10 protein-coding genes are annotated in these 12,235 nt (G+C 51.8%); 5 read left to right on the plus strand and 5 right to left on the minus strand.

Translation table 11 applies throughout. The annotated features are described in order from the left end of the window. The first annotated feature begins 125 nt into the window (after positions 1-125). Entirely contained in the window at positions 126-797 is a 672-nt protein-coding gene (locus tag PsB1_RS06965) for a tellurite resistance TerB family protein (protein WP_284360002.1), read from the plus strand. Between the two features lie 265 nt (positions 798-1,062). On the opposite strand, the gene cysQ is transcribed toward PsB1_RS06965, so the two are convergent. From cysQ to PsB1_RS06980, 3 genes are read right to left on the minus strand one after another with little or no spacing between them, the layout of a single operon-like run. Beyond that, positions 1,063-1,866: a 3'(2'),5'-bisphosphate nucleotidase CysQ gene (cysQ, locus tag PsB1_RS06970; protein WP_284360003.1), complete on the minus strand. Its 804-nt coding sequence runs from the start codon at positions 1,864-1,866 to the stop codon at positions 1,063-1,065. Then, a complete protein-coding gene (locus tag PsB1_RS06975) occupies positions 1,857-2,267 on the minus strand; it encodes an HIT domain-containing protein (protein ID WP_284360005.1) in 411 nt (136 codons plus the stop codon). Before PsB1_RS06975 ends, cysQ begins: the two co-directional genes overlap by 10 nt. Beyond that, positions 2,268-3,314 (minus strand): MaoC family dehydratase, encoded by a 1,047-nt coding sequence (locus PsB1_RS06980; RefSeq protein ID WP_284360006.1) that lies wholly within the window; start codon positions 3,312-3,314, stop codon positions 2,268-2,270. Positions 3,315-3,469: 155 nt separating this feature from the next. Between PsB1_RS06980 and PsB1_RS06985 the strand changes: the two genes are divergently transcribed. The 4 genes from PsB1_RS06985 (at position 3,470) to PsB1_RS07000 (ending at position 9,722) form a co-directional block, all read left to right on the plus strand. After that, complete coding sequence (locus PsB1_RS06985) at positions 3,470-4,465, plus strand: DUF808 domain-containing protein (protein WP_284360007.1); 996 nt, start codon at positions 3,470-3,472, stop codon at positions 4,463-4,465. 54 nt (positions 4,466-4,519) lie between these two features. Further along, entirely contained in the window at positions 4,520-5,836 is a 1,317-nt protein-coding gene (locus PsB1_RS06990) for an NAD(P)/FAD-dependent oxidoreductase (RefSeq protein ID WP_284360008.1), read from the plus strand. Between the two features lie 54 nt (positions 5,837-5,890). Then, on the plus strand, positions 5,891-7,312 hold the full coding sequence (locus PsB1_RS06995; protein ID WP_284360043.1) for an NAD-dependent succinate-semialdehyde dehydrogenase: 1,422 nt from the start codon (positions 5,891-5,893) through the stop codon (positions 7,310-7,312). A gap of 121 nt (positions 7,313-7,433) precedes the next feature. After that, positions 7,434-9,722, plus strand: a complete 2,289-nt coding sequence (locus tag PsB1_RS07000; RefSeq protein ID WP_284360010.1) for a sensor histidine kinase — start codon at positions 7,434-7,436, stop codon at positions 9,720-9,722. Between the two features lie 24 nt (positions 9,723-9,746). Here PsB1_RS07000 and yihA read toward each other — a convergent pair whose 3' ends face one another. After that, positions 9,747-10,394, minus strand: a complete 648-nt coding sequence (gene yihA / locus PsB1_RS07005) for a ribosome biogenesis GTP-binding protein YihA/YsxC (protein WP_284360011.1) — start codon at positions 10,392-10,394, stop codon at positions 9,747-9,749. 14 nt (positions 10,395-10,408) lie between these two features. Continuing rightward, positions 10,409-12,223 carry a membrane protein insertase YidC gene (gene yidC, locus PsB1_RS07010; RefSeq protein ID WP_284360012.1) on the minus strand — a complete coding sequence of 605 codons (1,815 nt, stop codon included), beginning with the start codon at positions 12,221-12,223 and terminating at the stop codon, positions 10,409-10,411. Positions 12,224-12,235 lie beyond the last annotated feature (12 nt).

Below are 12,235 nucleotides of genomic sequence, written 5' to 3' on the forward strand. Positions count from 1 at the left end.
CGGGCTGTTACACCGAGGCAGTCGATTGAGCAACTCTTTGTGATGACGCTCTTGCATCCAGACTGGAGCAGGCCATCTAATGCTAAGCACCATGTACGATGGTCCAAGTCTAGGAGCTTTACCCCATGTTCGATGCGAATAAAATCTTTGCAGCCCTGCAACATGAATTGCCTAAAGCCATTCAAGCGATCAAGTCCGAAGGTCAAGCAGGGATCGATCGGATCAGGAGTGATCAGGATGCGAAAAATCTGGCACTTGGTGCAGGGGCTGCTGGGGTATTAGGCGGCATATTCCTATCTGGCGCGGCAGGCAAATTTGGCCGACAAGCCGCAACCTTGGGCGGAATTGCAGCGCTTGGCACTCTAGCCTATCAGGCCTATCAGAAGCATCATGGACGTTCGTCTCAAGGATCAACTCCGTCGGACTTGTTTCTGCCCAGCACACCGATGGCCCAAGAACTGGTTGGCAAAGCGACTTTGCGGGCCATGATTGCCGCAATGAAAGCCGACGGGCACATTGAGGCAGGAGAAAAAGCTAAATTGTTTGACCATTTGGCCAAAATAGATCTCTCAGACGCAGAGAAATCCTTCTTATTCGATGAGCTAGCCAAACCACTCGACATTCAAGAAGTGGTGCAAGATGCCACAAGCCCAGAAATGGCAGCTGAGATATATGCAGCCTCTCTGATAGCGATCAATCCAAATGGCAAAGCGGAGAAAGTCTATTTGGCCGATCTAGCGCAGCGTCTCTCATTGAACCCAGATTTGGTTGTCAAATTGCATCAGGAAGTGGTGTAAACCTGTTAAGGTCAACATAAGCTTGATATGATAAGCTGCCATGACAAAATCTATGGTGTGTGGCCATAAATATCAATCCGTATAAAGATTACTCAGGTCAAGTTTCATGATGATCTGTTTCATGAACCTTTGGGCTGCCAATCTTCTTGAACTCTTCAACTACGATTTCAATTTTAGGAGCGCGAAGGCCGATCATACAGGTTTTGGGTTAAGGCTTTGGCCAAAGCCAGTTTACCTTTTGAGGACACGAAAGTTTATAGTCATGCTAGAAAAGACGCCGCGCTATTGCTGGATCTCCCAGAGCTAAAAAGCCCGAGTTTTTAAAGGCTTTCTCAAATTGGCCATAAAGAAATAGCTTAGCATCCAATCCCAAAACTTGCCCACCAGCAGCATTGAGTACTGCATCTCCGGCGGCAATGTCCCACTCCATCGTCGGACCAAAACGGGGGTAAAGGTCGCCGTCGCCGCGTGCAATCAAGCAGAATTTTAAGGACGACCCACGCATGATGCTTGCGCCTAGGTTCAGCATTGAAAGAAATGCCTTGGTTTCGGGGTCGCCATGGGAACGCGATAATAGGACCGTTAAAGCGGCTTTCGACTTGCGAACCCGCACAAGCTGCCACGCCCCATCCGCCGATACCTGCCACGCCTTTGGGTGTTCAGATCGACAATCTCCGATCCAAGATAGGCCCGTTTCAGGCATATGCACGACGCCTAAAATCGGGCGTCGCTGGCGAATCAGTGCAACATTCACGGTGTAATCCCCACCATGATCGATAAATTCACGCGTCCCGTCCAAGGGATCTATCAGAATGAAGTCCTGATGGGGATCCTTGAGTGCCTGGGGAATTCCTTCCATTTCCTCACTTATGCATGGCCAGTCGGGCAATTGGCGCTCTAAGCCTTGTAAGAGTACAGCATTAGCAGCAAGATCGGCTTGTGTAACCGGGGAGCCATCGGGCTTAAAGTGTGCGTGAACACCTTGGGCCTTTACATCCAAAATGGCCTTACCTGCCCTGCGGCACAGCACCTCAAGTGCAAGGATGAGATCATCTTTGCTCACGTCCATGGCAAAAGGCGTTTCACAGCTTGAATCAGGGCATCAGCGGCCCCTGTCTCATAGGGTTGGGCGGGGCTATGCCCCCATACGGGGCCGGGCCAAGCGGGGTCAGATGGCTTGCGCCCAATAATATGTACATGGAATTGGCGCACGATATTGCCCAGCGCGCCAATGTTGACCTTCTCCACACCCTCAGTCGCGGAGACGATATGACTGAGCGCCATCACCTCTGCAAAAGTTTGCATGCGCGCTTGTGCATGTAAATCATGCCATTCGGTCGCTCCTGCCAACCTCGGCACACCAATCAACCAGGCATAACGCGCATCATTCATGACACGCACGTCGCAAATCGGCAGCGAAACCGCAAACAAAGTTTCGGCCTCAAGGCGCGGGTCAAGCACAAATGCCATTTAGTCAACCATGCTGGAACGAAGAGGAATGGCGGCCCAATAATCAAACTCTAATATCGCATCGGGATGATCGACCCCTGGATACGCATGGGCGGAGACATTTTTAGTGGCGATCAGGCGCAATCGCAGCGCGCCTTGCCCTTGGTTGAGCATGGCTTTGTCAAGCACTTCGCTCCACGCATAAATGGTGTCGCCAGCAAATAGGGGCTTGATGTGACGCCCACCATTGATGGCCAATATTTCTGCTGCATTAGCAAGGCCGTTAAAGGCCAAGGAACGCGCTAAGGAAATCACCACACCACCATAAATCAAGCGTTTGCCATGGCGCGATTGGGCTTGGACGAGGGCGTTAAAATGCACTTTTGCAGTATTTTGATAAAGCCTTGTGGCAAGTTGATGCTCCGCCTCCTCCACCGTCATGCCATCAATATGGTCGATGCATTCACCAATCTGGAAATCTTCAAACCCAAAGGGGGAGCCTGCCAATTGCTGGTCATAATTTTTTGACCAAGCCGGTGTGGGGGTTGGTAAATCCTCTGCGGGCACATAGTCTGGCAAGTCTGGGACCACTGGCTTTGGTGCGGGTGCTGCGGGGTCGGCCTTATTGACCATCACCCACCGCACATAACTTAGGATTACCTCGCCGTGTTGATTGAGGCCCGTGGTACGGACATAGACGATGCCAGTTTTGCCATCGGTATTTTCTTTAACCCCAATCACTTCTGAAATGGCACAAAGTGTGTCGCCTGGAAAAACCGGGGCTAAAAATCGACCATAGGCATAGCCTAAATTTGCCACCGCATTAAGGCTGATATCAGGCACGGTTTTGCCAAACACTGTGTGGAAAACCAACAATGGATCAATCGGTGCGCCATCAAGGTCGCCGTCGCGGGCGAAGGCGTCTGAGCTATAAAGGGCGTAGCGCGAGCCAGTCAGGGCCGTATAAAGCGCAACATCGCCTTCGGTCAGGGTTTTGGGTGTCGCATGGCGCAACATCATGCCGACATGAAAATGCTCAAAAAATAACCCAGAATTTGATTTAGTCATGCGTGGACCTTTGAACGAGCGGTGGTTCCTTGATCTAGTAGAAGTGATCCCAACACAAGTTATTAATTCCATATTGTGCGCCCCAAACCCAATTGATGCATAGCATCTGGTATCAAACCTCCCTATAGTATGATCAGGTTTCAAGGGGATAGTCGGTGAGCACAGGTTTATTGGCACTGCTGGATGATGTTGCCGCCATAGCAAAAATTGCGGCCGCCAGTTTAGATGACGCTGCCACCCAAGCGGTCAAAGCAGGCAGTAAGGCTGCAAGTAAAGCCGCTGGCATTGTGATCGATGATGCTGCAGTGACTCCACGCTATGTCGTAGGTTTTGCAGCAGACCGTGAATTGCCAATGATCGCCAAGATTGCGTGGGGGTCTCTTAAAAACAAGCTGATCATCTTATTGCCAGGCGCTTTGCTCTTAAGCTTGTTTGCACCCTGGACCATCACGCCCCTTTTGATGCTGGGCGGGACCTATTTGTCTATGGAAGGCTTTGAAAAGGTTCATGATATCTTCCAAAAGCAACAAGGCCATGGCGATGACCATGGGGGAGAAGACGAAGAGAGCAATCTTAGCCCTATTGAATTAGAAAATGAAAAAGTAGCCAGCGCCGTGCGCACGGATTTTATCCTATCGGCTGAAATCATGGCGATCACTCTATCAACTGTCGCAACAGCGCCGATTTGGCTCCAGGGCGGCGTATTGGGGGTTGTGGGCCTGGGCATGACGGCTTTGGTGTATGGTGCGGTCGCGCTTATCGTGAAAGCCGATGATGCGGGTGTGGCAATGGCGCGGTCCAAAAGTGGGTTTATCGCCAGTGCAGGGCGTGGCTTGGTTTTGGGCATGCCAATCTTTCTAAAAGGCTTAAGTTGGCTTGGCATGGTGGCGATGTTGTGGGTGGGTGGTGGCATTTTGATCCATGGTCTCCATGAATTGGGCTATGGTGCACCCGAGGAAGCAATCCATCATGTCGCGTCTATGGTGGGAAGTGCTATTCCACCGTTAGAAGGGTTCGTGATTTGGTTGGTGAGTGCAATCATTGGGGCCATTTTCGGATTGATGGTTGGGGCCTTGGTTGCCCCCCTTGCCCATCATGTTTTGTTGCCAGCTATCGGGCATTTGCAAGCGATGCTCAAAAAGCCAACCTAGCTTTACCTAAAACGGCTTGACCCTTTGGGCTGATTGGGTCATTTGTTATAACAAATGCACCTGCCTACATCCCCTTCCCGCCATGTGCATGCTGAGGCGAGTGCGCGCAGCACATGGTATCATGCTTCTGCACCGCGCCGCTTTGCCCTTGGTGAAACGCTAAACAACACAATCAGCGCCGATGTAGTGGTGGTCGGAGCAGGTTATACTGGGATGTCGGCAGCTCTTGACCTTGCACAAGCAGGCTTAAAAGTGGTGGTTCTAGAGGCAGATGAAGTGGGCGCTGGCGCTTCGGGGCGCAATGGCGGGCTGGCTTGTTCAGGCTGGCGCCACGATCAAATCTGGTTGGAAGAGCGCATGGGTCAAGCTGATGCTAGGGCCCTTTGGACCTTAGCCGAAGATGCAAAAGCCGACCTCTTTAGTCGTATGCAGACCCTAAACATCGATGCGGATTGGATGGCAGGGCAGATTTTTGCCGCCCACACACCTCGCCTCATGCAGGCCTTGGACTATGACGCAGACCATATGGCGCGCGTCTATGGCTTTGAAGCGCCACAGCGCCTGAACCAGGAAGAAGTTGAGCATGCCTTGGGAAGTAAGGCCTATTTTGGCGGTTGGCGCGACACCAGTGCAGGCCATCTCCACCCACTCAAGCTGCTCTATGGCCTCTCAGACGCGGCCTTAGCGGAAGGCGCTACCCTTTATGAGCATAGCCTTGTGATTGAAATTGGCACCCAAGGCCTTAAGCGTTTTGCCAGAACCTCCGAGGGGAAAGTCCTTGCCAATCATGTCTTATTATGCGGTGACGGCTATATGGACGGCATTGACCAGCGTGTAGAGACGCGCGTTTTACCCATTGGCAGCTTTATTGTCGCGACTGAGCCCTTAGCTGAGGATAGCGAAATCCTGCCGAATAAAGAATCTGCGATGGATACCCGCTTTGTGGTCAATTATTGGCGCCGCACCCAAGATAATCGGATCATTTTTGGCGGTGGTGAAAAATATACGCCAAGCTGGCCAACTGATGTCGGCACGTTCGTGCGCAGGAATCTTATAAAAATTTATCCAAGCCTTGAGAGGATAAAGCTGACCCATGCTTGGGGTGGTGCTTTGGGGATTACGCCAACGCGGCTGCCCTTTTTGCATCAATTGGCACCGGGCTTGATCAGTGCTTCGGGTTATTCGGGTCAAGGGGTGGTTTTAGCGCCTTTCTTTGGGCGAATTCTGGCGGCCTGCGTTTTAGGTCAAAGTGGCTATCAAGACGTGCTTTCAAGAGTGCCTGTACCCCAATTTCCGGGGGGTCGTCTTCTACGCTGGCCTTTATTAGCGGCCGCCATGTCATGGTACGCCCTGCGAGACAAACTGCCCTAAACGCGTGTAGTCGGCCAAGGAGGCTCTAAGGTGAAGCTTTGTGATCCTAATTTAATGCGTAGCCAATGCCTGATTGATGGGATGTGGATTGGTGTTGCTGAAGAAGCCATCTTTGATCCTGCAACAGGGTTAGAAATTGGTAAAGTGCCCAATCTGGATGCCAAGGCTGCCCATGACGCTATTGCTGCCGCAAACGCCGCCTTACCAAACTGGCGCGCCAAAACCGCTCATGAGCGCAGTGCGGTTTTACGGAAGTGGTTTGATTTAATCATGGCCAATCAAGAAGACCTCGCCCACATCCTAACAGCTGAACAAGGCAAACCCTTGGCCGAAGCGCGCGGCGAGATAGCCTATGCGGCATCGTTTATTGAGTTTTACGCCGAAGAGGCCAAGCGGATTTATGGCGAGACATTGCCGTCCCCAAAAGCTGATGCCCGCATATTGGTGCTGCGCCAGCCCCTTGGTGTGGTGGCCGCGATCACGCCTTGGAATTTCCCTGCTGCTATGATTGCTCGTAAAGTTGGCCCTGCCTTGGCAGTGGGCTGCACTATGGTGTTAAAGCCCGCGCCAGAAACACCCTTTACCGCTTTGGCTTTAGCTGAATTAGGACAACGGGCCGGGATTACTGCGGGCGTGTTTAACGTGGTCACAGGCGATGCAAAAGCCATTGGCGAAGTTTGGTGTGCCAGCGAGATCGTGCGCGGCTTATCCTTCACCGGTTCAACACCCATCGGCAAGCTCCTGATGCGTCAATGCGCCGATACCGTCAAAAAGTTGGGGCTAGAGCTTGGCGGCAACGCGCCCTTTTTGGTGTTTGATGACGCTGACCTCGATGCGGCGGTAGAGGGTGCGATCGCCTCAAAGTTTCGCAATATGGGCCAAACCTGTGTGTGCGCGAATCGCCTTTATGTGCAAGCAGGTATCCATGATGCATTTGTTGAGCGACTCACCCAAAAAGTGGCGCAGATGAAATTGGGTCCGGGCACGCAAACAGGCGTCACCCAAGGTCCTTTGATTAACAAGGCGGCTTTAGCCAAGGTCGAAAGCCATGTGGCCGACGCGCTGGAAAAAGGTGCAAAATTGGTCATTGGGGGCAAGGTAGGGGCATTAGGCGGCACATTTTTTGAACCAACGGTGATCACGGGAGTGACTGCCGCCATGAAATTTGCTCAAGAAGAAACGTTTGGCCCCGTGGCACCGATCTTTGTTTTTAAAGAAGAGGCTGACGCCTTAGCCCAAGCCAATGACACGCCATTTGGCCTACAAGCCTATGTTTATACAAAAGATTTAGCACGTACCTTTCGTGTGGCAGAAGCCCTTGAAGCGGGAATCATCGGTGTGAATTCAGGCATCACATCCTCAGTGGGTGTACCATTTGGCGGTATCAAGCAAAGCGGGCTTGGACGTGAAGGATCCCACCATGGGGTTGAAGAATATTTAGAGTTAAAATACGTCTATCTGGGCGGACTGAGCTAAAGAAAACCTGTGAATAACAACACCTGCCCGTCGTAAAAATTAACCTTTGTTAACCATTATTAGCTTATACTTAATTTTTACCTTTGAAGCGAGTAGATAGGTGCAGAAAGTGCCCTTGGACTTGTCAGTTTTTTTAGCCCAATGGGGCAGCGATATCCTCACAGCGGGCGGGGCTGGATTGGTAGCGGCTTATTTTGCATTTCAGCTCGGTAAGCAAAGGCGTGTACCCCTAACAACGCCTAGAGCCAGTGCTGCGATTGCGGCTTCAGGCTCAGTCGCTTTGGTCTGGCCTGATGATGATGATGGCGCGGGATGGGGCCAACCTGAAGAAGAGGCTGACACAGCCACTCGTGCTGCGTTGGTCAAGCGTTTAGGCCTAAGCACAGACCCGTTAGACACGGCCCCCTCCACATTTGATATATTAGAGGCTTTGGCCGCAGCATCTGCCGAATTAGGCGCACGGCTTAATCGCTTACGCCAACGCGGAGAAGCGTTCACCCTGTCGGTTCTTGGCCTTGAGGTTCAAGGTAAACCCCATGGAGCCAAAGCAATTGTTTGGTTGACGCCAGGTGCACCTGCTGGAGACTTAGCGGGCGCGGAACAAGCGAGCTTTCCAGCTTGGCGTACAGACAGTCAAGGCGCGTTATTATGGGCCAATCACCCCTATCTTCAAGCGGTCGAGGCCCATGATCTGGAGGACGCCCGCGCGCGCGATTGCGCTTTGGATCGCAAGGCGCGCAAAGATGCAACCCTTGCTGCCAAAGGGCGCAGTTCGACCTCTACAAGGCCCATTACGATCAATGGCAAACGGCGGATATTACGCATCAGTTTGTTTCCCGCCCATGATGGGGCGTCTGGAGTTGCCTTTGATGTTACAGAAGAGATCGAGACACGCGACACCTTGGCCCGCGAAGCTAAGGCCCACGAAGAAACGCTCAATCATCTAACAGATGCAGTTGTGGTATTTGATTCCACCCGCAGGCTAACAACGCATAATCTTGCCTTTAGTCGATTATGGGGCCTTGAGGATGCTTGGCTGAATGAGGGGCCAAGCCATGGTGAATGGCTTGATCGGTTGCGGCAATCAGCCAAAATTGCCTCAGCACGCGATTTCGCTGCGTGGAAAGCTCAAGAACTCTCTTATTATCAAGAACCTGGCCTTATTCCTGACCAGACTTGGACCATGCCGGATGGGCGGATTTTACGGGTTGCCCGCCAGCGCCAACCCTCTGGTGGCTTGTTGATTCTCTTTGAAGATATTTCTGACAAAATGGGTTTGCAGGCGCGCTTTAAGACCTTAATTGAAGTGCAGCGCGCCACGCTAGATAAATTAGGTGAAGGGGTGGCCGTCTTTACCGCCGATGGGAAGCTTTCCTTAGCCAATAGTGCTTTCGCACGCATGTGGGGGCTTGAACAATCCTTTTTGGATGCACTGCCTGAATTTGATCTGGTTGTTGAACGCGCGATCTTGATCCACCGCGATAGCGCGTTTTGGAATGAGCTCAAGGCCCGTATCTCTGACCCCTCACCCCAATCGCGTCAAGAAAAGCAGGGTGAATTCATCTGTGTGGATGGCACGAGCCTTACTTGGCTGACACGCCCTTTGCCCGATGGGGCAACTTTGGCCGCCTTTGCCGACGTTACTGCAGCGCGCAAGGTTGAAATGGCTTTGCGCGATAAAGCAGCGGCCTTTCAAGACGCCGATCGCTTAAAAACCGAATTTGTCCGTAATGTCAGTTATCAATTGCGAACCCCTTTGACCACGATTGGTGGCTATACTGAATTATTGGTTGCCGGTGTGGGGGGCAGCTTAACCCCAGCGCAATCCGATTATCTAAGTGCCATTGGCTCGGCTTCTAGTCATTTGGGCAAATTGATCGAAAACATTCTTGATCTGGCGATGATTGATGCTGGGCAAATGTCATTGGACCTTGGCGATGTGCATGTGCGTGAGGTGCTTGAAATTACTGCTGAGATTGCACGAACCTCATCGGGCAATGATCAAGTTAAAATCCTTGTTGATTGCGATGACAACGTTGGGGTCATACGTGCCGATAACGCAAGGATCCGTCAGATCCTGTTTAATTTAGTCTCTAATGCACTGCGCTTTACTGGCAAAGGCGATACAGTGACTATGGGGGCTAGACGCTTTGAAGGTAGCGTGCGGCTATGGGTCAGTGATACGGGTCCAGGTATTGAAATCAACAGACAGGCTTCGGTGTTTGAGGGTTTTGCTGACGGGGATCGCAGAGCTGGAGTTAGTCTTGCCTTAGTCAAGCGATTTGTTGAACTCCATGGTGGCTGGGTCTCACTCGCTTCACCAACACCGCGCGGTGTCACTGTATCATGCTATCTGCCCGCAGAAGCGGCGAACCAGCATGCAGCACCTGAGCTTGATTTGATTTCGTGAGGGCTTCGGCAAGAAACCGCACCCTCAAAAGTCCAATGCGAAATTGGCGATCTCCTCGCGCAACCTATCTATACCGATCTGTTCATGCGAGGAGATGGGCAAGATTTCCGGATGCGCTGCTGGGCGCTTTTTGAGGCCTTCGCGGGTCTGTTCCACCACCCCTTCAAGCTCGCCCTTCTTCAATTTGTCGATCTTGGTCAAAATGATCTGATAAGCGAGTGCGGAAGCGTCAAGCAGGCTCATCACCTCTAAATCATTGGGCTTGAGTCCGTGGCGACTATCAATCAGTACAAAAGCCCGCTTCAAAGTGACCCGCCCACGCAAAAAATCCCGCGTAGCTTCATTCCAGCGGGCAATCTCAGTCTTGGAGGCCACCGCATGGCCATAACCCGGTAAATCGACGATGCGAATTTTATCGATTTCGTCTTTTCCAGCGATGCCAAAAAAGATCAGCTCACGGGTTCGTCCTGGCTCAGAGGATGCGCGCGCCAGGCCCTTGCGGCCAACCAATGCGTTGACAAGGCTAGACTTTCCCACGTTCGATCGCCCGGCAAAACACACTTCGGGTGCGCCTGTAGGTGGCAGGTCCGCCATAGTTTTGGCTGCCCACAAGAAGCGGGGCTCTAACCGAAATAGTCGCTCACCGCGTGGCAGTGCGTGGGCAGGGAGCATTGGCTTATAGCCCATCAGGTCACAGTCTTTTTGCCAAACTTGCCAAAAAACTCATCAATTGGATTTGACGTGCCAGAGCGCTTGGCAATCACATATTGCTGCACAATCGTGAGCAGGTTCGACCATGTGTAATAAATCACGAGGCCAGAACCAAAGCCCGCGAACACAAAGACGAAAATCCACGGCATAAGCGCAAAAATCTGGGCTTGCATCGGATCTGTCGCTGTGGGCTGCATTTTTTGCAGGAGCCAGAAAGAAATCCCATATAAAATGGGCCAAGCACCAATCGCCAAGAACGTACCGATAAGTGGCAAAGCGGTGGGGTCAAATGGCAAAAGCCCAAATAGGTTGAAAATCGTGGTTGGATCTTTCGCCGAAAGATCGGGAATCCAGCCATAAAACGGCGCGTGGCGCAGTTCCAGCGAGATCGACAAAACCTTAAACAAGGCAAAAAAGATTGGCATTTGCAGGAGGGCTGGGATACAACCCGCAACCGGATTGATCTTCTCACTCTGATAGAGCTTCATGGTCTCTTGCTGCTGGCGCTGCACATCTGCGGCAAAACGTTCTTTAATCTCAGCCATTTTGGGGGCGAGATCGCGCAACTTCGCGAAGCTCTTATAGCTGGTATAGACCAAGGGGAAGGTCACGATTTTGATCACAACCGTGACCATCAAAATAGCGATGCCAATATTATTCCCAACCAAGCCGTTAAAGAACATTAGCATGGCGTAAAATGGCTTGGTCAGAAACCAGAACATGCCCCAATCCACCGCATCTTCAAAGCGTGCTAGACCAAGCTGTGCACCCACACTGCGCAGCTCAGATACCCGCTTGGCACCTGCATACAGATAGTGAGTGTTCGAAATGGTTTGTCCGATGCCTAAGGAATCCGGTGCTGCAATAAAGCTTGTTTCAAAAACCTCTTCATTGGGCAATTGCGTGACTTTATAGGCCCCGACTAGCTTGGTCTTTTGATCAGGAATAAGCGCTGACAGCCAGAATTTATCGGTGATGCCCAGCCAGCCGCCTGTGGCGGATTGCTGCAATGCCTCCCCCTTTTCGAGCTTTTTATAGTCCATCAACTTAAGTTTGCCGTCAAATACACCCACCATCCCTTCATGATTAATGCCATTGGGGGCTTCTTTTGGCTTGGCATGGCGGCGCAAAGCCCCATATGCTTGCAAAGTCACCGGTGAGGCACCAGTATTGGTGACACGGTCGGTAATGGTGAACAAATAATCCCCATCAATCTTGATCGTGCGTTCAAACTTGAGACCTTGACCATTGTCATAGGTCAAGATGACAGGCGTGGTTGGGGTAAGGTTTTCATCGGATGCCGCTGTCCACACAGTGTTAGGGCCTGGTAAGGTGCCAGCAATTGGGTCCGTGGTCGTAAAGCCGAAAAAACCATAATAACCATCGGCCGTGCCCTGGGGGTGCAAAAGCGTGATGGCCTTGGAATCCTTCTTTATGGTTTCCCGATAGCGTCTAAGCACAAGGTCATCAAAGCGTGCACCTAAGGTGGAAATAGAGCCACTGACGCTATTGGCTTCAATGGGAATACGCTGGCTCAATGCCAGTGCTTGGGACCGATCTACAGGTGTGCTGACCCCCTTTGTTGTTTCTAAGTTTGCCGTTGGTTGGGCACCTGGTGCGGTTTGAGCTTTGGCTACCGCTTGGGCCTCGCGCTTTTGGGCCATCTCAGCCAAGCGCGCCCGCTCACGTGGGGCTTCATAAAAATATTGAAAACCCAATAGAATGGCTAGTGATATCCCAATTGCGATCGCAAGATTTTTGGTATCTGATGTAGAGGGCGGTGAAGACATAGGAGACGGGGC

The sequence above is a fragment of the Candidatus Phycosocius spiralis genome (assembly GCF_030158815.1).
Taxonomy (GTDB): domain Bacteria; phylum Pseudomonadota; class Alphaproteobacteria; order Caulobacterales; family Aquidulcibacteraceae; genus Aquidulcibacter; species Aquidulcibacter spiralis.